Origin of the sequence: Gynuella sp. (assembly GCF_050297175.1) — a bacterium.
GTDB lineage: Bacteria > Pseudomonadota > Gammaproteobacteria > Pseudomonadales > Natronospirillaceae > Gynuella.
The window spans coordinates 101726-122903 of record NZ_JBNKSF010000029.1 but is presented as its reverse complement, the minus strand read 5'-3'; the positions used below and the strand labels follow the sequence as shown (position 1 = coordinate 122903).

Annotated in this window: 18 protein-coding genes; 14 read left to right on the top strand and 4 right to left on the bottom strand. The window is 46.5% G+C overall.

Going from position 1 to position 21178, the window contains the following annotated elements:
* The first annotated feature begins 3 nt into the window (after positions 1 to 3).
* Complete coding sequence (locus tag ACQY6I_RS11665) at positions 4 to 381, top strand: ankyrin repeat domain-containing protein (RefSeq protein WP_428241664.1); 378 nt, start codon at positions 4 to 6, stop codon at positions 379 to 381.
* 166 nt (positions 382 to 547) lie between these two features.
* On the opposite strand, the gene ACQY6I_RS11660 is transcribed toward ACQY6I_RS11665, so the two are convergent.
* Entirely contained in the window at positions 548 to 712 is a 165-nt protein-coding gene (locus tag ACQY6I_RS11660; protein ID WP_428241663.1) for a hypothetical protein, read from the bottom strand.
* 1035 nt (positions 713 to 1747) lie between these two features.
* Between ACQY6I_RS11660 and ACQY6I_RS11655 the strand changes: the two genes are divergently transcribed.
* The 4 genes from ACQY6I_RS11655 (at position 1748) to ACQY6I_RS11640 (ending at position 8462) form a co-directional block, all read left to right on the top strand.
* Complete coding sequence (locus ACQY6I_RS11655) at positions 1748 to 2650, top strand: helix-turn-helix transcriptional regulator (protein ID WP_428241662.1); 903 nt, start codon at positions 1748 to 1750, stop codon at positions 2648 to 2650.
* A gap of 102 nt (positions 2651 to 2752) precedes the next feature.
* Positions 2753 to 3874, top strand: coding sequence for a DUF418 domain-containing protein (locus ACQY6I_RS11650; RefSeq protein WP_428241661.1), 1122 nt, complete (start codon positions 2753 to 2755; stop codon positions 3872 to 3874).
* A gap of 252 nt (positions 3875 to 4126) precedes the next feature.
* Positions 4127 to 7684 carry a cellulose binding domain-containing protein gene (locus ACQY6I_RS11645; RefSeq protein ID WP_428241660.1) on the top strand — a complete coding sequence of 1186 codons (3558 nt, stop codon included), beginning with the start codon at positions 4127 to 4129 and terminating at the stop codon, positions 7682 to 7684.
* 190 nt (positions 7685 to 7874) lie between these two features.
* Entirely contained in the window at positions 7875 to 8462 is a 588-nt protein-coding gene (locus ACQY6I_RS11640) for a uracil-DNA glycosylase family protein (RefSeq protein WP_428241659.1), read from the top strand.
* Positions 8463 to 8574: 112 nt separating this feature from the next.
* Here the strand turns inward: ACQY6I_RS11640 and ACQY6I_RS11635 are convergent, their stop codons facing one another.
* Together ACQY6I_RS11635 and ACQY6I_RS11630 are read right to left on the bottom strand one after the other, a co-directional pair.
* Positions 8575 to 8958 carry a YchJ family protein gene (locus ACQY6I_RS11635; RefSeq protein WP_428241658.1) on the bottom strand — a complete coding sequence of 128 codons (384 nt, stop codon included), beginning with the start codon at positions 8956 to 8958 and terminating at the stop codon, positions 8575 to 8577.
* Complete coding sequence (locus ACQY6I_RS11630; RefSeq protein ID WP_428241657.1) at positions 8955 to 9998, bottom strand: polysaccharide deacetylase family protein; 1044 nt, start codon at positions 9996 to 9998, stop codon at positions 8955 to 8957. Before ACQY6I_RS11630 ends, ACQY6I_RS11635 begins: the two co-directional genes overlap by 4 nt.
* Positions 9999 to 10274: 276 nt before the next feature.
* Between ACQY6I_RS11630 and rsgA the strand changes: the two genes are divergently transcribed.
* The 9 genes from rsgA to ACQY6I_RS11585 all read left to right on the top strand — a co-directional run bounded on the left by rsgA (position 10275) and on the right by ACQY6I_RS11585 (position 20087).
* The gene (gene rsgA, locus ACQY6I_RS11625; RefSeq protein WP_428241656.1) at positions 10275 to 11348 is read left to right on the top strand and encodes a ribosome small subunit-dependent GTPase A; all 1074 of its coding nucleotides are present in this window, start codon (positions 10275 to 10277) and stop codon (positions 11346 to 11348) included.
* Between the two features lie 108 nt (positions 11349 to 11456).
* On the top strand, positions 11457 to 12164 hold the full coding sequence (locus ACQY6I_RS11620) for a DUF2461 domain-containing protein (protein ID WP_428241655.1): 708 nt from the start codon (positions 11457 to 11459) through the stop codon (positions 12162 to 12164).
* 10 nt (positions 12165 to 12174) lie between these two features.
* A complete protein-coding gene (gene can, locus ACQY6I_RS11615) occupies positions 12175 to 12834 on the top strand; it encodes a carbonate dehydratase (RefSeq protein WP_428241654.1) in 660 nt (219 codons plus the stop codon).
* 108 nt (positions 12835 to 12942) lie between these two features.
* Positions 12943 to 13197 carry a hypothetical protein gene (locus tag ACQY6I_RS11610; protein WP_428241653.1) on the top strand — a complete coding sequence of 85 codons (255 nt, stop codon included), beginning with the start codon at positions 12943 to 12945 and terminating at the stop codon, positions 13195 to 13197.
* 81 nt (positions 13198 to 13278) lie between these two features.
* Positions 13279 to 15027 (top strand): single-stranded-DNA-specific exonuclease RecJ, encoded by a 1749-nt coding sequence (recJ, locus tag ACQY6I_RS11605; RefSeq protein ID WP_428241652.1) that lies wholly within the window; start codon positions 13279 to 13281, stop codon positions 15025 to 15027.
* 218 nt (positions 15028 to 15245) lie between these two features.
* Positions 15246 to 16341 (top strand): peptide chain release factor 2 gene (gene prfB, locus ACQY6I_RS11600; protein ID WP_428241651.1). Its coding sequence is split into 2 segments (ribosomal slippage): positions 15246 to 15317 and positions 15319 to 16341, totalling 1095 coding nucleotides; the frame shifts between segments, so codons are not numbered across the junction.
* Positions 16342 to 16455: 114 nt separating this feature from the next.
* On the top strand, positions 16456 to 17958 hold the full coding sequence (gene lysS, locus ACQY6I_RS11595; RefSeq protein ID WP_428241650.1) for a lysine--tRNA ligase: 1503 nt from the start codon (positions 16456 to 16458) through the stop codon (positions 17956 to 17958).
* Positions 17959 to 17977: 19 nt separating this feature from the next.
* Positions 17978 to 18469 carry a DNA binding protein gene (locus tag ACQY6I_RS11590; protein WP_428241649.1) on the top strand — a complete coding sequence of 164 codons (492 nt, stop codon included), beginning with the start codon at positions 17978 to 17980 and terminating at the stop codon, positions 18467 to 18469.
* A 334-nt stretch (positions 18470 to 18803) separates the two neighbouring features.
* Entirely contained in the window at positions 18804 to 20087 is a 1284-nt protein-coding gene (locus tag ACQY6I_RS11585) for an NAD(P)/FAD-dependent oxidoreductase (RefSeq protein ID WP_428241648.1), read from the top strand.
* A gap of 88 nt (positions 20088 to 20175) precedes the next feature.
* Here the strand turns inward: ACQY6I_RS11585 and ACQY6I_RS11580 are convergent, their stop codons facing one another.
* Positions 20176 to 21048, bottom strand: coding sequence for an endo alpha-1,4 polygalactosaminidase (locus tag ACQY6I_RS11580; protein ID WP_428241647.1), 873 nt, complete (start codon positions 21046 to 21048; stop codon positions 20176 to 20178).
* Positions 21049 to 21178 lie beyond the last annotated feature (130 nt).

Sequence of the window (21178 nt, the reverse complement as noted above, 5' to 3'; positions counted from 1 at the left end):
AAAGTGGATTTACTAGAAAAACTCTTAAAAAAATATAGTGATATGGCTAGTTTTGAAACAGTGGAGTTAGAAACATTTTCTCAAACTGGTCGCTACGATAAAGATACACCAGCTCATGTAGCCGCATACTTGGGAAATTTAGATGATCTAAAGGTCATGATTAAGTATATGGGCCAGGAATGTGTGAATACGTTAAGAGGTGATATCGGAAATACTGTACTACACAGCGCCATATTAGCGGGGAATGTTGAAGTGGTAACCTATTTATTACAGCTTGGTGCCGATCCTCATCTACAAAATGATTATGGTGATACAGCTTTTGATAGTGCACTAGGTTCTGATAATAGTAAGCAAATATTACAGCTATTAAAGAGGCTGTAATTAATTTCTGAGGGACTACAGCAATCTGAAAAAAGATGCAATATACCGAGCAGTTACTACTCGTTCCACCCACACCAACAGCCCCAACCGGGGCTGTTCTGTCTAACGGCCGAACCCGCTACCGCCAGCCTCGAACCGCTTTGACCTCCCCATACACACGATTCAACTAATGTTCGATCAATCCGACTACCCCGGAAACCAACCGCGCGACCTGAGCGCTGTGTTCCTCATCGGTGTCGATGATGGTCCGGGTAATCACATGCCTATGACCGAACTCATACCATCCATGGTGGTATATTCCAGCCCCGAAGCGTCGGACCGAGCCTTCCATGGCCGGTCGTTCAGCCCTTAGCGAGACATGCTTGCTTCACCCTTCAAGCGTGGCCAAGACCTCCGTTAATTGCCGACTGATCCGCTCCAGTTGCTGGCATCTTGAATCGACCGTTTGGGGAGTGGGTTCAGTTGTGGGTGTGGTTTGCGTATGATGCTTGTATTGATCCGGTAGACCAGGGTGGTTTAGGAGCCTACAACTTTTCTGTTTTCTTGAGGCTAGGTGGGAACCTTGAATCCTCATAGTGAAGCACTGGACGCTAGCGAGGTCCAAATGGTGCCGGTGGCCATGTCGGCGTATATGCCCCACTTGATGATGGCAGTCCAGGCTCTCCGGGTTCAAGAATATGTAGATGTGAATGCGATATGCAGTAAGAGGATATATAGTGAGTTATAAATGAAACTGCGACTGATACCCAGACTTCTTGTTTGTTATACCGTGGGTAGCATATTCTTAGCCATCTGGGCTGTATATGGCACCATGGCTTCAGGAGCACTATACCCAAATTACTTGATGATTGTTCTGTGGTCTCCAATACAAGCAATTTTTATAAACTACGATGTGTTAGTGCTCGGGAAAATGAAACTATTGGGTGGTTTTACCACTTTTTACTCAGGTGCAATCCTAGCTGGAATATATCTGTTTTTTAAAGCGAGGAAGATCAGATAAAGGGAACGAAATAATTCAAGTGATTCCTTTATACCAACAACCCCAGCCGGGAACGTTAAAAATGGAAAGGTTGTTCCTACAATTGAAGTGCTAACGGAGGTTTGATAGATATAGCCTCAGATCATTGGGTTTCTTCTTTAGTCTGTGGTTACTAAAGGTCAGATACTGGATGCGCCCGTATTTAAAATTTTGTGTCATCTAAACCGCGTCAGTCAGTTCTATCAGCAAGCGCTTGTTAGCATCTACTTCGAAATCACACTCCAATTCATATACCGCCAAGATATCGCTACAGATCTTCAGAGAGCTCTGGTTTGCACCACGGGACTATCATAAAATATTGCTTGGTATCGCCTTGCGTTTTATGAGATGACAGAAAAAGATAGTGCTCACCATGTTCTGGTTCCAGAGGTTGTGTTGTTAGCGCCATTACCAGCGCATTTGAAAAAGCGTTTTTCCAGTGCGTTGGTTATGATGCGTGAGCAATTGGAGAAAAGCTGGACCTGGGAACAAATCGCCAGCCAATGTGCGATTTCGCCCGCACATTTCCATCGCCAGTTTAAAGCGTTATTTAATGAAACTCCTGGCCATTATCTCAGTCGTTTGCGTCTGCAAAAAGCGGCTCATTATTTACTGGATAACCAACGCCTGAGCATTACGGAAGTCGCACACTATTGTGGTTTTTCGTCGTCTCAGGCAATGGGTAAGGCGCTTAAACGACAGCTGGGTGTTACAGCAAAGGTCATTCAGAACCTGGCGATTGATGGCACACCGCGCGAAACCGGTGAGTTATTGATGAAGCTGGCACATCCCAGTGAGTGTTCCGATAGTTCTGCTGTTGAGGAGCGGCTCGCCGAAACCATTCCCGCTGAGTTGATCTGGTTGCCCAGACGGACAGCCAAAACCGTTCGCGTAAAAAGTGCCGATTGGGATGATCTCTATGATCGGTATGGAGATGATATTGGCAATCTTATGGTGCTTACACCTATTGCTCAGTTGAACCGGTCCTGGCAGCAAATACAAGCAACGGTTTGTGATTGGTCGTGTGATGTGGGTGAACATGACTTGGTTCTTTCAGAAGGTCACTACCTGTGCTGTGAGGTATTAATTGCGACTCCTGCTGCATATCTGGCTGCCTTGGATGGGTTATTTCAGATTGCTGATCAGCGTGGACTGGAGGTTGTTGCAAATGGACTTCTGGTAGAGCAGGTTCTGGGAGGGAGTGAGGAAGAAGGCGGGATTTTCGCTTTCCAGATTCCTATTTTGGAATAATACTGCGACATTTTCTCAGGTCGATGAGCAGTCTCGGACACTTAATTTCTTCTGTCTATGATCATACTGTTGCCAATTATTAAGATTATTTAAGGAAAAGTGATGGCAATCAGTCGAACTCATGAGGTGGATGTCATTCGTATGGCCGCATTGATCGGTATTTGTGTGGTAAATGTGCCATTTATGGCGCTTCCGTCACAAGCGGTTATGGCATTACCGGAAGCTGGTATAGATAAACTCGCTGTCTTTGTTACCGAAGCTTTCTTTCAGTTGAAGTTCTTTATCTTATTTTCTTTTATTTTTGGTTGGGGAGTCACTGTTCAGCAAAAGTCTGCGCAACAAAAAGGATATGCGTTCCATCATCGTTATTGGCGACGTATGTTTGGTTTGTTCATTTTCGGTATATTGCATGCCACCCTCGTATTCAGTGGCGATATTCTGGTGTTGTATGCGCTGGCTGGTGCCGCCTTATGGTTTGTACGGGATGCGTCACCTAAAAAGCTCATGATTATTGCGGTTTCAATGTTGCCAGTGAGCATGGTGTTTATGGCAGGACTGGGTCTGATATGGATCGGTGATCCAACAGATCCTGAGTTGATGATGACCAGCCACTACAGCTTGGGCAGCGGTTATCTTGAAGGGACGTTGGCCCGTTTGAATGATTGGCCTTACACCTTTGTTTTACTGGTGATTTTGCAAGGACCAATTGTATTGGCAGGTTTCACCGCCGGTCTGGCCGCGGGTAAAAGCAATTTTTTCGAACCAAACAGTCGTAGTTTTGTGACGTTGCAGCGCAAGGTGCCAGTACTTCTGGCCATTGGTATGCCACTTAACTTGTTTTATGCCATGGCGGTAGGCCATGTTGTGCCTGACAGTTTTGATTTATTCGTGTTGTTGGGTTTTATGGGCGTTGCGGTTGGTGCGCCCGCTCTGTCAGCTGTCTATTTGTATGGTCTGGTGTGTTTAGGGCGTAGGGTGAACATACCGGACATATTTGTGCAAGCTGGAAGAAACTCGTTGTCTAGCTATGTATTGCAGGGCGTTTTCGCGGGCTTTCTATTTGCCGCGTATGGTATGAGTTGGTTTGGTTACTTTGGCCAGGCCAGCCTTTTGGGGGTTGCCTTAGTCCTTGCTATTGGTGTTATGTTTGTCGTAGGAGTATATGCAAGGATCTTCAGTCGCGGACCACTGGAATCTATGTTGCGAAAAATCAGTGGTGGTTGATGTCATAACCTTTGCTGAAGCAATCTTTCTGATGGTCACTCTGATCTTTCTAATAGCTGCTCCAAGCCTCTGCTGTCGCCTGATTCTCTGGTTTTACAGATTTTTTTGAACCAAATACCGAGAAGGAACACTCATGCATCACTACTAACCTAGTGCATTTGACAGCATCGGTGACAAGCGTACCAAAAGTGCTGGAGGGTTGTGATGGTTACTAAAATAAAAAGTATTTTGAGAGGTATCGGTTTAACAATAATGTCGGTTGTTACAGTTTTTTCAGTCGCGGAAGTGTCTGGAGCTGGGGAAGCTGTTCTGACGGTTCAGAATGATTGGGGCAGCGGTTATTGTGCCAACGTTGCCATAACAAATAATGGGGCCGCAGATATTACCGATTGGAGTGTGACGATGGATTTTAAGGATTCATCGCTGGTTTCACTCTGGAACGGCATACATAGTGAAAATACTGTCACTCCGGTCGACCATAATTCAACTATTATTCCCGGTGGCAGCGTGTCCTTTGGTTTCTGTGCCAACATAAATGGTCCTGACTATCGGGCCGAAATAGTGTCCCTGGAGATAAATGGTGGTGGTTCTACGCCGCCTGATGACGGTGGTGATACTGATCAGCCGGATGGCATATGCCCAAGTTCCGCAGAAAATGCCTACCAAATGTATTTCCCCTCAATCCCTGATCGGGTCGAGGCAGAAAATTTTGATGTTAACGGCTTTAGTGATACCACTCCTGAAAATCAGGGTGGGGCCTATCGGCCTGAGAGTGCCGTTGATGTTAAAGCCATCAGTGGCGGTTATGCCGTTGGTTGGATGGCGCCAGATGAGTGGTTGGAATATACCATTTATGTCGCTTATGAGAGCGATTATGAAGTGACGATTCGGTCCGGTGCTGTTGGTACCGGCAGTACGTTGTCCTTAAGTCAGTGTGGCAACTCACTGATCGACACATTTAGTGTTCCCAGTGTTTCTGCCTGGGGACAGTTTAAAACGGTTTCCGCAGGCAAAATTCATCTGAAACCGGGTATGCAAAAATTCCGTGTGACAGTGGGTAATTACCTGGATCTGGACTGGATTCATATCGGACCCTATGACGGTGACCCTGATACAGGCACTGTTCCTGAACCGGTTGCCTGTACCAATACCGGTAATTCCGGTTCTGCCACCAGTATTACGGTTGATGGCAATCAAGTCCGCTCCGGTAATGTGAACGGCCTTACATTCAAGGGCTTTGGTGTTCTCAGTGCCAATGGTACCAGTGCGTTGTTGATGGATTATAAATCCCAGCATCCGGAAAAATACGCAGAATTACTGAAGATTCTGTTCGGCGGACCTAATCCGATTATGACTCATGTCAAAATTGAAATGGGGAACGACCGTAACAATTCCACCGGGCCGGATCCGGCAACCATGCGGACCGCGAATGAGAGTGCCAATGTCAGACGTGCACCTGGATTTCAGCTGGCTGCTGACGCTCGGAAACTTAACCCTAATCTCAAGGTCAGTATTCTCAGATGGAATGCGCCAGGTTGGGTAACGAACAATGATCAGGTGTACGTCTGGTTCAAAAACACCATACTGGCTGCATATCGAGAGTATGGATATATGGTCGATTATGTGAATCCCGGCATTAACGAAAGAGGACCGGACTTAAACTGGACCAAGCAATATGCGTCGCGGATCAAGTCTGACAGTACCGGGTTTCAGAACAACACCGAGCGGGATTTATATAATCGCATTAAGGTCGTGATTTCAGATGAAGCGGGGACTGGCTCCTTTGGCGGTGCAATGGTCAGTGATGCCTCTTTACGTAATGCGGCTCCGGTTGCTGCCTATCATTACAATACTGATGATGACCGTGCCGGTAACTTTACCAGATTGGCTGAACAGTATGATTTGGAAGTCTGGAACAGTGAAGCTCAGGCAACTTTCAGTAATACAGCATTTCGTCCAAACAATAATGTCCGTGATCCATCTGTGAGTGGCACGGGTATTGGCGGTGTTAATGGTCCACTAGAGATGGGTAATACCGTGATCAAGGGGTTTCATAAATCCCGTCGTACACATTTCATTTATCAACCGGCCATTGGCTCGTTTTATGAAGGCGGACAATACGCGTTCAAGGAGCTGTTGAGTGCCCGTGATCCCTGGTCTGGTTGGATTCATTATGATGCCGGTTTGCAGGTGCTCCGGCATTTCAGCTGGTTTGCTAATGCTGGTTGGGAGAACGGCAGTAATTCTGCCGGAATCTGGCGAGTCATTCCTGAATCCAGTTATACCGGGGCAACAGGCACCAATCCGGTCAACGGACGCAATGGCAGTCCGAGTTATATGACATTGGCTGCACCGGATAAAAAGGATTTTTCCACCGTATTTGTGAACGACAGCGAGTACACCAAAACCTATCGCCTCAAGGTGAATAATATGGGCTTCAGTGAACAGCCCGCGCTGGAAACATGGGGGACCCGGGCCGCAGATTCTGGTGAGGCATTTAACAGTCACTATATGCAGTATCAATGTAACCTCTCAGCCGACTCGAGTGGTGCTTACAATATTAGCGTGAAGCCATATTCCGTACTCACAGTCACCAGTCTGGAAAATATTTCCGATCCTGCTTTCCATACCCCGTTACCGGTCGAGGGGGAGCGTACGGTATTGGATACCGATGAGACTGGTGCAGAACAAGACACCAATAACGATATTCTCTATGTCGATGACTTTGATTACTCTTCACAGACGGTACCTGTATTTGACGACGGTGGTGAAATTGCCGGCACAGAACCTTATGTCGCTGCTTTTGGTGGCTCGAAGAGTGTGATGCCCAGATATTTCAGTGATCGAAACGGTGCCTTTGAAGCATACCTGCCGGATGGTTCCAATAATTATGTATTACGGCAACAGCTTGATCGGTCGATCATGGGGCTTGGGGGGACCTGGAATAATGGTAGTCCGATTACCGGTGTTGGAGACAGTCGCTGGCTGAACTACAAAGCCAGTGTGGATGTGGCTTTTGAGAACAGTACCAGTCAGATTAACAGCAATTATGCCGGTATTGGTGCCCGTCAGCAGGGAGGTGGTAATTCACACTTTTCTGAGGGCACGCCTTACATACTGAAGATTCTGTATGATGGTAATTGGTTGTTTCAGGTGGATGCTGTCACCGTCGCAAGTGGTAATGTTGTGACCGGGGCGGGAGGCATTCGAATTAATGGATTTGATACCAGTCTTTATACCTGGCATAACCTAGCTTTACAGGTCGTAAATAACCGTGTTACCGCTTATCTCGATAACGTCAAACTGGCGGAATATAGCGATAGCAATCCAAGGTTGTCCGGTCGGGTGAATATTCTCAGTGGTTACTATCATACTCGTTTCGATAATCTGAAAGTTGAAAAAGTATCTGGTTATCCACCGTACTATTCTGAGTTGCTTGATAATATGGAAATGTATGACCTTCAATCGAATCCGGATGAAAAACTCATCTATGGTGGTAACTGGTCCCATGCCAATGGTAAGAGTATGTATAACTACCAGCGTTCGTTGTCTACAAGCCAGGGAGGGGGAGCAACTCTGGAATACACTTTTGATGGTACGGGGGTTGATATTTTAGGACCGAATAATGGTTCGGCTGTCCTGGAGGTGACTGTGGATGGCCAGGTGGTTAATGGTTCTGCCGGCACATCCGCATCTAACGAGTTTTATCAGACCTATACATTACGAGAACTGAGTCCCGGGGTTCACACGGTAAAATTCCGGGTATTGAGTGGTACGCTGGTTGTTGATGCGGTTGCTGTCGTTAAGTAATGTGTAATGTGCCTCGGGGGGGATTTCCCCGAGGTATATTGGAAGACGTTGTCGCCCGTACCAAGCGGGCTTGCTTCAGTGTTCATCCTGTTTTTTGCAGTTGAGTCCCGTCCGCTTGAGTGACTGTTTTGTCTGCATTATGCTTGCTTGAGGCTTATCATTTTTATAGATTTACAGGACGGTTTTTATAATGTCAGTCAGTGGTGACGATTTATCTGATCGGATCAGAGCTTGTCGACTGTGTCAGGCCTTTCTGCCATTACCTCCAAAACCGGTTTTTCAGCTGCATGCAGATGCACGTATTCTTATTGCCGGCCAGGCCCCGGGTTTGAGAGCTCATGAGTCCGGCAAACCGTTTGACGATGTCAGTGGACAACGGCTACGTAGTTGGATGGGAATTTCTGAGCGAACGTTTTACGACCCAACCCAGGTTGCTATATTGCCGATGGGATTTTGTTATCCAGGGAAGGGGTGTAGTGGAGATCTTCCACCCAGACCGGAGTGTGCGGAAGCTTGGCGTGATAGTGTGTTGGCCACTCTGAATCATCTACAATTAATTTTGGTTATTGGCCGTTATGCATTGGATTGGCATTTACCCGATCATCGGGGAATGTCCTTGGCGGATGTGGTGTCTCAGGGGTATCGGACTGAGCAGGGAATTTTTCCGTTACCGCACCCAAGCCCACGCAACAATCGGTGGCTAAAACAACATCCCTGGTTTGAGCAGAATCTGTTACCAAGGTTACGCGAACAGATCTCCCGGGCGTTGCAGGTATGATTTGCATCTTAACCGAGCATTCAAGCAGATCGTCCTGATTCATTTAGATGACGTCAGAATCATCTTATGGAACGCCCTGATATCAAATACCATCAGCAGGTCTGTGTATGGTTTATGGTGTCTCAGTCATAGGGCGAAGATATACCCAGCGGTTTTTCAGTTTTTGGAACACAGAGCGTTCGTGTAATTCACCTTCTCCCTGAGCGCTGCGATATCTGGCTTTGAACTCAACCAATCCTTTCTTAAACCCGGCCTCTGTATGAATTACCGTCAATTCAAGCCATTCCACGCTGTTCAGCTCATCAATATCCAGCTCAGGGCAGTTTTCGGGGTGCCAGGTTTTGCGCAGATATGTGATTTTTTTGAGTGCGTAAGCACAATAACGGCTGCGCATTAATGCTTCCGGAGTGGGAGCCGGAATACCGGCTTCAATGTAACGACCACAGCACTGCTGATAGGTTTTTCCCTGACCACATGGACAATCAAATATGGTCATTTTGTGGTCTCTGTCTGAACATTTAATGGCCAGTAGAGCCACTGAAAAGAGAACCAGTAGTAAATCGGCTGACTTTTATGAGGAACGGTGCAATTAATACGATTACGCCCCGCTTTAAAGGGTTGCTGGATATCGACTGTAAAGCTGCTGCTTTGCACTTTTGGGGAATAGGCATTCGAATTGAAATAGCATCTAAGCTCGTTCTGACGTTTGAGTCTGGTATTCAAATTGACGGTCAGATTGTTTTTCGATGTCCGTGTGACGGTATCCGGCAGCCCCAGATAGTCCACTGGTAATGGCAGTGAGGCCAGTTTTGTCTTCAGTGTCTTTAGATTGGCATAAGAGCTTGCCGCAGGAAATCGTGGTAACGCAGTGAAATCAGAAAACTTGGCGACACCTCCTGATTGTTGACCAAACCCGATCCAGCCTTCTTCCGCCATTTTCTTTTTGAGGGTGTCATTGTATTCCCCGTAAGGGTAAGCAATCCATTTCGGGACATCACCAAGTTCTGCGGTCAGCCGTTTTTGCGCATGATGGATGTTTTCCAGTGTCTTGCGTAACCATTGTTCCGAGTAGTCATCGGTCCTGACCAAATAGGCATGATCGGTTGTGTGGTTGGCGATAATCGCACCGGCCTGTTTCATTTCCCTGAGCATATCCCAGCTCATCATCTGTGGAAATTTATGGTCGATCGGATCGGTCGCAACAAATACTGTAAATGGATAGCCATACTGCTTTAGCAGCGGGAATGCATTCTGATAAATACTTGAAAAACCATCGTCGAAGGTAATTGCTACACTCTTGTCTGGCAGGGGATGATCATTAATAACGTTGTTTAATGCCTCTTCAAGACTGAGCACTTGATAACCATTGTCCTTTAAAAAGGCCAGATGAGCTTCGAAATCCTTGGGTGATATGGTAGTGGATGCCGGTGTGTTATCGGCTACATGATGGTACAGCAATATGTTAAAGCTGTTGGCTGCCATAGCCGGAAACAGACTGCTGACCAAGCAGAGAAGCAACAACCTGACAGTGATCATATTTAGCTCTTTACAAATCGATAGGCTCAGCACAAACTAGGATCCTTATTTACCTGAGTACTGTAATTGGAGGGCATTTTAATGATTGTGAAAAAACGCCTCTCAGTGATAGGGTCTTAAAGATAGCAGTTTCTGTTTTATCCTACATCTTTTCGCTCCAGTCACTGGGATTTGATTCAACAATTGTTTCCAAATGGTGTTACTTATCTGACTTGTCATAATATTGCCAAGGGATAAGTAGCGCGGTTTTTGCTGAATTCATACTGGAGAGCCATCATGGACTTTTCGAAACTCCAGCACCTGGGCTGGAAGTCATTTTTTACCCAACAACTCGAGTTGGATGAATGGGATCAATATATCCCTGCCAGAGTGATTAGTATTCATCGCGATTATATGGATGTCCTGACCGAGGACGGAGTTCAGATGTTGCGAATGGGCAAGTCTGAAATACCTGTCAGCAGTCTGGTGGCGGTTGGGGATTGGCTATTGGCCGAACCTAAACAGGATTGTTTGTGGCTGTACCGTATTCTTGAGCGTTCCAGTCTGTTACGGCGCCAGGCCGCTGGCCAGCGTACTCAGGAGCAGTTGCTGGCAGCCAATGTGGATTGGTTGTTTATTGTGATGTCATTGAATGACGATTTCAGTTTGAGCCGGATTCATCGTTATCGTTTGATCGCTGATGATGCAGGTATTGAGGCGTTGGTGGTGTTAACCAAGAAGGACCTTCATACTGATCCCGACCTCGAACAGAAACTTGAACAGTGGCAGCATGATACCGGACTGACATTTATCTGTTGTAATGCTAGAGACAGAGATGATGTCCGGGAGCAGCTGCAACCCTGGTTGAAAGAAGGGGATGCGGTTGTCCTGCTAGGATCTTCAGGGGTTGGAAAATCCACCCTGACCAATGCGCTTTTAAATGCTGAAGTGCAACAGATAGGCGATATTCGTGAACAGGACAGTAAGGGACGCCACACCACAACTTCCCGGCAACTGTTACAGACCGATGATGGTTTTATGATCATAGATACCCCGGGGATGCGAGAAGTTCAGCTCTGGTTGGAAGATGGTCAGGTGGATGCCAGTTTCGATGACATCAATGAAATTGCCCTGCGTTGTCGTTTTCGTAACTGCCGTCATCAGGGTGAGCCTGGATGTGCGGTTGCGGTTGCGCTGACCAGTGGAGAGGTTGCTGAATCCCGTTGGTTGCAGTATCAAAAACTGCAAAAGGAGGAGGCCTTCCACTTGCGTCAGGAAGCCGGAGCTGCAGAACAACACCGCCATAGCCGGGCCTTTGCCAAGATGGCGCGCAAGATTGTGCAGTCCAAGAAAGATATGAAAAAGACATAAAACCCTTAAAACATTCGCGGTTTTGTCCGTTTCACATACCTTGTAATATTCCTCGTAAATAAAGTGGATTCTCAGGCAGTACCAAAAGTCTGCCTGAGAATCCTGCGTGTGTATAAATCAGAGGGTTATCACATGGTATTTCAGGGGTTTGGTAAGGATGCTTTGAATTTTCTCAATGCATTGGCCGGCAATAACCGTAAAGAATGGTTTAACGAGTACAAAAGTGATTATGAAGATTGGATACGGACGCCTGCGCTTCAGTTTATTGAATCCATGCAGGAGCCGCTGCAAAAAATTTCACCTCATTTTGTAGCGATTGCGCGTAAATCAGGTGGGTCGATGATGCGACCGTATCGTGATACCCGCTTTTCCAATGACAAATCCCCTTATAAAACCAATGTCGGCATCCAGTTTCGCCATGAAGCAGGGAAGGATGTACACGCACCGGGTTTTTATGTCCATATTGAACCTGGAGGCTGTTTTTTGGGAGCTGGCCTCTGGAAACCGGACAGTCAGGCTCTGATGAAAATCAGAACGGCCATTGTTGAACATGATAAGGAGTATGCCGGGATCCTGAAATCTTCCTCGCTAAAATCCTTTAATTGGGAAGGCGACACACTGATTCGGCCGCCGAAGGGATTTAATTGTGACCATTCGTTGATTCAGGAGATCAAACGTAAGGATTTTCTGGTTAGCAAGGCGTTTGATGAGCAGATCATCTTTTCAAACAACATGACCAAGATTCTGGCGAAGGAGTTTGCCAAAACCAAAGATCTGATGAGATTTTTATGTTTGGCTTTAGAGTTGCCTTTTTAATAGAGGAGGTATGAATTTGTTAGAGCATTTATTGGAAAACAACAAGCGTTGGGCTAAAGAGACTGCTGAGAAGGATCCCGAGTTCTTTGGCAGTCTGGCGAATATTCAGAACCCCGAGGTACTGTGGATTGGCTGTGCAGACAGCCGGGTGCCGGCTAATGAGATATTGGGGCTATTACCGGGAGACGTATTTGTGCATCGTAATGTGGCTAACATCGTGGTGCACTCGGATTTGAACTGTCTTTCTGTGATTCAGTATGCGATCGATGTGCTGAAGATCAAACATGTTATCGTTTGTGGACACTTGGGATGCGGAGGTGTCCGGGCCGCTGTTGAGAAACAGCAAAATGGTCTGATTGATAACTGGCTGCGCCATATTCAGGACATCATGTTGGTTTATGACCGTTATTTGCGTGCGCTTGATGCCGAACAGAAAAATCATGTGATGTGTCGGATCAATGCTCTGGCGCAGGCATTGAACGTGGCAGAAACAACCGTGTTGTCAAATGCCTGGAGCAAAGGCCAGGAAGTGAATGTGCATGCCTGGGTGTATAGTTTGGAAAACGGGCTTGTGGAAAACCAGGGAGTGACCTTATCCGGGCCTGAGAATGCGCGCGAAAAAGTTACTGCCAAGATCCGGGAAATTCTGCTGGCAGCCAATAAACGTTAATGAATGTCTGACATTTGTTATTTTGTTACCATGCGGGTGGAACTATAGAATATCCGCCCGGTCTTATGACTATATGGTCGACAGAAAATAATAAGGTTTTCTATCTTTATGTTTGGGCTTGTAAATTTTATTCCGCAGATCTCAACGGCGATACAGTCAGACCGGTTGACTGCAATCAGGCGCTATAACAATCAGGTGGATGGGGTTGGTGGTTTACTGACCATCGCGATCATCGTCGTTGCCATGGTTGCCGTGTTTTTGGTGCTAAGGTGGTTGATGAAACTGCAAAAACGTCAGGAACAGAAACGAAAAAGATCCAAAGAGCAGCAGCGCAACCATAAAACGGCAGCCTCAAAAAGATAGGATTTCAATGGTTAGTGTGCTGTCATCCAGCTCAAATGAGCACTTTATATATATCCTCTTACAATACCCATACCTGTCACTATGACCACTACCGAAAAAAAAATTGTACGTCGAACGCCATTGGCTGAACTCTCTGATTGGGATCCGGCTGAACCTAATATCCTGCGGACTATTTATCAGAATCGCGGAATTGCAACCCTGCAGCAACTGGAAAAGGGCACTCAACAGTTACTGAGTTACCGACAAATGAAAGGCATTGAAGAGGCAGCCGCACTGATGGTTCGTCATATTCAGAGCCAAAGCAACATCGTGGTGGTAGGTGATTTTGACGCCGATGGTGCCACTTCAACGGCGTTGTCTGTGCTGGTGCTCAAAGCGCTCGGTGCGAGTAATGTTCGCTATCTGGTGCCAAACAGATTTGAGTTCGGATATGGTCTTAGCCCTGAGATTGTGCAGGTGGCACACAGCATGAATCCCGACCTGATCATGACGGTTGATAACGGCATATCCAGTATTGAGGGGGTGGCTGTCGCCCGTCGTTTGGGGGTGGATGTTCTGGTAACCGATCACCACCTGCAGGGGGCTGAGCTGCCCGATGCCAATGCCATCGTCAACCCAAACCAACACGACTGTCCTTTTCCCAGCAAAGCCACTTGCGGCTGCGGAGTGGCGTTTTACCTTCTGGCAGCGGTAAAGGCCGGATTGAAACAAGCCGGTTGGTTTGAGGAGCAGGGCCTTCGCGAGCCTAATCTGGCTGATTATCTTGATATTGTTGCGCTTGCGACTGTCGCAGATGTGGTGCCTTTGGATCAGAACAACCGTATTTTTGTACATCAAGGGCTTGCCCGTATTCGTGCCGGGAAAGCCCGTCCCGGTATTCTGGCCTTGCTTGAAGTGGCCGGTCGAAACTATCAGCAGGTGGTTGCTGCCGATATGGGATTTGCAGTCGGTCCGCGCCTGAATGCCGCCGGCAGGCTCGATGACATGTCTCTTGGCATTGAATGCCTGCTGGCTGAAGATCCTTACCGTGCGCGTGAGTTGGCGGTATTGCTCAATGATATGAATATTGACCGGCGGGCGATTGAGCAGAGCATGCAGAAGGAGGCATTGGGGTTTTTGGCAAAGTTTGAAGCGGATACCGATGCCGAGGGGCTGCCGTGGGGAGTTTGTCTTTATCAACCCGATTGGCATGAAGGCGTAATCGGTATTTTGGCCTCGCGCATCAAAGACAGAGTACATCGACCAACCATTGCCTTCGCACAGGCAGAAGATGGTAATCTCAAAGGGTCAGCCCGATCAATTCCCGGTTTTCATATTCGCGATGGCCTTGATGCGGTCGCCAAGCGTTACCCTGAGGTATTGGCTAAATTCGGGGGGCATGCCATGGCTGCGGGTATGACGGTCCGTGCAGAGCATTTTGAACGCTTTCAGCAGGCTTTTGACGAAGAGGTTCGCCGGCAGCTTGAGTCCGATCAACTGGTTGCACAAGTTGCCAGTGACGGGGAGTTGGGAGTCAGTGATTTTAACCTGGAGCTTGCTGATTTGTTACGCAACGCAGGCCCTTGGGGACAGGCATTTCCTGAACCCTGCTTTGATGGGTATTTCAACATCGTTCAACAACGTATTGTCGGTCAGAAACATTTAAAACTGACATTATCTCCGCAGGGTTCTGACTTATTGATTGATGCTATTGCGTTTAATGTGGATTTAAATATCTGGCCGACACAGGCGCCTAAAATTCAATGTGCGTATAAACTGGATATTAATGAATTTCGGGGAAATATATCTTTGCAACTAATGCTTGAATATATTCAGCCAGTATTCCCCTAAGTGATCATCAGGAATCAGATCGGATATTTTGATTTATTTGTCAGTGCTTTGTCGTATTACGAAATTAAGCGGATATAAATCCTTATTGGATAAATAATTGGATTTATAAAACTGTTAAAATTTATTCTTTCTGCTACAAATTAAATCCTGAATCCGATAATATCCGCCTCCCTTTTATTTGACCGCTTTAAAAGCAAATAGCGAAAGGAAAAATATACGTGGAAGTTAATCCAATTCGAGAACAGATCAAGGACCTGACTGAGCGCACCAGCGTGCTTAGGGGGTATCTTTGACTACGAAAATAAGAAAGAACGACTGACCGAAGTCGAATTATTGCTCGGAGACTCCAAAATATGGGACGACCCTGAAAATGCCCAAAAGCTGGGTCAGGAGCGTTCTAGTCTCGAAGCCATCGTTAAAACCATCGAGGATCTGGATTCCGGTTTGTCAGACAGCGCAGAATTATTGGATTTTGCGGTTGAGGAAAACGATGAAGCCGCCGTGGCGGATATTTCCTCAGAACTGGAAAAGCTGGAGCAGCAACTGGCGGTACTGGAGTTCCGTCGCATGTTTGCCCATCCCATGGATCCTAATAACGCTTATCTTGATATCCAGGCGGGATCTGGTGGTACAGAAGCCCAGGACTGGGCCGAAATGCTATTGCGGATGTACTTGCGCTGGGGTGAAGACAAAGGCTTCAAAACCGAACTGATGGAATACTCCGCTGGTGAAGTGGCCGGTGCCAAATCCGCCACCATACGCTTCGAAGGTGAATACGCCTATGGGTGGTTGCGGACCGAAACGGGTGTTCACCGGCTGGTACGAAAATCGCCATTCGATTCCGGTAACCGACGTCATACCTCTTTTTCTTCGGTATTCGTATCTCCCGAAGTGGACGACAATATTGATATTGAAATTAATCCGGCAGATCTGCGTATTGACGTCTATCGTGCTTCCGGAGCCGGTGGTCAGCACGTTAACCGGACTGAATCTGCAGTTCGGATTACCCACTTGCCGACCGGTCTGGTTACTCAATGTCAAAATGACCGTTCACAGCACAAAAACAAAGATCAAGCCATGAAGCAGCTTAAGGCCAAGTTGTATGAGCTTGAATTACAGAAGCGGAATGAAGCAGCCCAGACCGTGGAAGACAGTAAGTCAGATATCGGCTGGGGCAGTCAGATTCGTTCGTATGTGCTTGATGATGCCCGAATCAAGGACTTGCGCACCGGCGTTGAAACCCGGAATACACAGGCTGTTCTTGACGGTGATCTGGATCGTTTTATCGAAGCATCGCTCAAACAGGGGCTTTAAATCCGGCTCCTGAGGCGTTGTCCGGATATTGAAAAATATCCGGACTTACTCTCCGGTTGATACCTTCAACCGGACTTTAACAACCAAACCATTGCATATTGGAAATTATTCGTTATGTCTGATCAGCAAAATCATTCTGAAGAAAATCATATCATTGCCGAGCGTAAGCAGAAGCTGAACAAACTTGCTGAATTAAGAGGCGTTGCATTCCCCAACGATTTCCGTCGAAAACACATGGCCGCCGATCTGCAGGCCGAGTACGGTGAATTGGATAAAGATGCTTTGGTTGAGAAGAAGATTCAAGTGGCCGTTGCCGGACGTGTTGTTCGTCGTGGTGGCCCTTTTGTCGCCATCCGGGATGGTTCCGACGCTGTTATTCAGGTCTATGTTGGCAAACCGTTGCAAAAAGAGAGCGATGACTGGCAGTTGCTGGATATCGGCGACATCATCGGTGCCACAGGAGAGCTGCACAAATCCGGTAAAGGTGAACTGTACGTGAATATCGAACAGTTGAGTGACTTCCGGATCCTGACCAAATCTCTGCGGCCATTGCCGGATAAGTACCATGGACTGTCAGATCAGGAGATGAAATACCGTCAGCGCTATGTTGACCTGATCATGAGCGATGAGACCCGCAAAGCGTTTGTGACACGGTCGAAGATCATCGACGCTATCCGTGATTTCCTTAAGTCGCGCGACTTCATGGAAGTTGAAACGCCGATGTTACAGGTGATTCCTGGTGGCGCTACCGCTAAACCGTTTATTACCCATCATAACAGCATGGATATAGACATGTACCTGCGGATCGCCCCTGAGCTTTATTTGAAGCGTCTTGTTGTGGGTGGTTTTGAACGGGTGTTTGAGATCAATCGGAACTTCCGTAATGAAGGAGTGTCTACCCGACATAACCCTGAGTTTACCATGCTCGAATTCTATCAGGCGTATGCAGATTACAACGATCTGATCGATTTGACTGAAGCGTTACTGCGTAAACTGGCTTTGGATATTCTGGGGTCACTGCAGATCGTCTATCAGGGTGAGGAATATGACTTTTCGCAGCCGTTTGCACGTATGAGCATGGTGGAATCCATTCTGCATTATAACCCCGATTTGACGCCTGATGATCTCGCCACTGTTGAAAATGCCACTCAAGTGGCGACTAAACTGGGTATTTCAGTGAAAGACAGCTGGGGTATCGGTAAGGTTCAAACTGAGATATTTGAGGCTACCGTAGAAGAAAATCTGAAAGGCCCGATATTCATTACCCAATATCCCGCTGAAATTTCACCACTGGCACGTGCCAATGACCAGAATGCATTAATCACGGATCGTTTTGAATTTTTCATTGGTGGGCGTGAGCTGGCCAATGGCTTTTCTGAATTGAATGATCCAATCGATCAGGCTCAACGTTTTCAACAACAGGTAGCAGAAAAAGATGCCGGCGATGATGAAGCTATGTTCTATGACGCAGATTACATCAACGCATTGGAGTATGGGCTGCCTCCGACGGCGGGAGAGGGTATCGGAGTTGACCGGTTAATTATGTTCTTTAATGATGCAAGCACAATTAAAGATGTAATTTTATTTCCACATATGAAGCCATTGACGCAAAAGTAAGAATATACAGGAGTCGAATATGATCGACGTCGATTACGATAAGCAGATTCAGGAACTGAAAAAAAATATTGAAGAACTGGAACGCAGGAAGCAGGAAGCGCTTAGGCGGGAAGAAGGGTTTAACGCCTTTGACGAAGCTCTGCAGCGTATTTTTGATGAATACGGTCTGACCGAATATGACCTGTTTTTGCTAAAAAGCGTGGATATCTACAAATGGCTTGAAAAACTGTCTGGTGAAGCGATCCAACCAGGTAGTTTCCATGAAATTAAAGAGCTGATGGGCAAGCTTTATGCGCGTGAAAATGGTCTTGTTTCTGGAAAACGTAAGTCTGCTAAAGGCGGAAAAAAGGCGGTTGTCGTAAAAAAAGAACAGCCCAAACTGGAAATTGGTATGTATACCAATCCTCATACTCAACAGACAGTTGAGAAAAAACGCCGTAATCCAAAAGAGCTGGATGCCTGGCTTGATGAATATGGCTACGAAACCGTGGTAGCCTGGAAGCAGGACTAAAATCTGTAGAAAGGGGCGCCAATAGGCGCCTTTTTTTTAGCTGTTATAATATACCTTCCCTTTGTTTTTACTTTCCAATGCTGATCTCTGTATGCGAGATGTATCATATGTGCTGATTCTCCCGACTGTATCTGGGGTTTTTGGTCTATCTCCGTTGTTTTTTATCATGCGTAAATGAATTTATTGGACGTTCAATTTTGTAAGTATCTATATTTTTCATTGCTTTTTATATTAGTTAATTCTAAATTATTGTTTATTAAATTGATCTACACTGAAACTCGGTTGTTCTCCCATCATTAATAACCATAACAATTTTGAAAAAAGGAGAGAGGTAATGGCGGCTATTGTAATTATCGGTGCTGGTCTGGGCGGAATGCCCATGGCATTTGAAATGAAAGATATTGTCGGATCAAAAGATCAGGTAATCATGATCAGTGACAAGGATTATTTTCACTTTGTTCCTTCCAATCCCTGGATAGCAGTTAACTGGCGAAAACGAGAGGAAATTACCGTACCGCTGGCAGGACCGCTTAAAAAACGTAAAGTAGAACTGATCGTTGCCAGCGTAATAAGAATTGTGCCCGAGCAGAATCTGATAGAACTGAATACCGGTGCAACCGTCAGTTATGACCATTTGATTATTTCAACCGGTCCACGACTCGCATTTGACGAAATCCCAGGTTTGGGACCAGAGGGCTATACCCAATCTGTCTGTCATGTAGATCATGCCGAGGCCGCACGGGATGAATGGCTGAAATTTGTCGAGCAACCCGGGCCAATAGTCGTTGGAGCAGTACAAGGAGCCTCCTGCTTTGGACCGGCGTATGAATTTGCCTTTATTATGGATAAGGATCTACGTGATCGAAAAATGCGTGATCAGGTGCCCATGACGTTTGTCACTCCAGAGCCTTATATTGGCCATTTGGGTTTGGACGGTGTTGGCGATAGTAAGACTATGATGGAGTCCGAGCTACGCAGTCGCCATATTGATTGGATCTGTAATGCCAAAGTTGAGAAAGTTGAAGATGGCATCATGTATGTCATCGAGTGTGATGACACTGGGCAGGAGAAAAAACGTCATGAGTTGCCTTTTGGGTACTCCATGATGTTACCGGCTTTTACCGGTATCGATGCTTTGAAAGGGATAGAGGGACTGGTTAACCCAAGAGGCTTTGTCATCATCGATGAGCACCAATGCAATCCGACCTATCGGAATATTTGGGGAATCGGGGTGGCGGTGGCTATTGCTCCTAAAAAACCAACACCTGTACCCACCGGTGTGCCGAAGACCGGCTTTATGATTGAGAGCATGGTGACAGCAACGGCACATAATATACGTGCCCGACTGGACGATAAACCGGAGAAAGCCAAAGCCACCTGGAATGCAATTTGTCTGGCGGATATGGGGGATACTGGCGTAGCGTTTGTTGCCATGCCGCAAATTCCTCCAAGAAATGTGAACTGGATGAAAAGCGGGAAATGGGTGCATGTGGCCAAAGTTGCGTTTGAGAAATATTTCTTGAGAAAAGTCCGTACCGGTGTCAGTGAACCGTTATATGAACGGATGATTTTGAAATCTTTAGGTATCGTGAAGCTTAAAGATCCTCAAAACCATTAACCCTGGGACTACTTGTATTTGATTGTAGTAGCCGGGAACCTTAGGTTCCCGGCTGTCTTGGTCGCGAAGACCTGAGAATACAAAGTTATTAAGGGGTAAGACAGCTGTCTCTATAACTGTCATCCAGCGCAATTGGCAATATCAGTGTGCTGAACTGCATGTTGACTGACTGGTTGCACAGGTTGTTGCGAGTATTAGTATTGTTGCGATACTTACTATTGTATTCCGCATTCAGAACCGGTTTTCCGGCATCAATAAATGGCTTCAACAGATCACACTCATCATATTCGAAGCATTGCTCGTTCACTGAAAAATCGAAATAACTCACCAGTTTCGCTACCTGATCAAGATCATTTTTCAAGCCAACGGATAATAGACGTTGATGGGATTCAGTGGCGATAAACCGGTTGTAATCCAATTGGTCGTTGGCTGTCAGATTGAAGCCGGGATTGTTTTGATAACCATCCATGTTATCTGGCTCAACGCCGTCACAGCCTTTTTCTTTTGCCAGATCAAGCCGCTTAGTCATGATACGACGGACATTGCTGGAGCGAATATCCAGCCAGCGCTCACCCTCCCAATCATCCAGCTTGGCGCCTTTATCTGCTTCGTTGAACTGATTTTCATCGTCGCGCCAGTCTTCATAGGATCCTGCAGAGAAGTAACAGATGACTTTTTTCCCAGTACTTTGCAGTGTGGCTATGGTCTCTTTGCTGGTATCGAACAGGTCGATATCATAAATATCGACGTTATAGTTTATATCCAGGGTTTTCTGTAATTGCCACTGCCAGCGCACGCCGACAGCAGGTTTATACCATGACGGGTCTTTGGAAGATTCCTGGTTACTAGAGTCCTCCGTCTGGTCCGATGTCTGCTCATCAACATTATTAATTTCCTGGCAGCTGGTAAATGAAACTGCTACCAGAACTGGCATACCTAACAGAAAATACTTAAGTGTCATGACTATTTTATCGTTCCAATTTTTGAACCTGGAAGACTAGCCAATGGACAAATAAAAACAAGTCGCAGACGCTGAAATCGGTGCCTGGTTCACGCTGTCTTTTTCTGCTGCGGCTGATATGATCGATAGC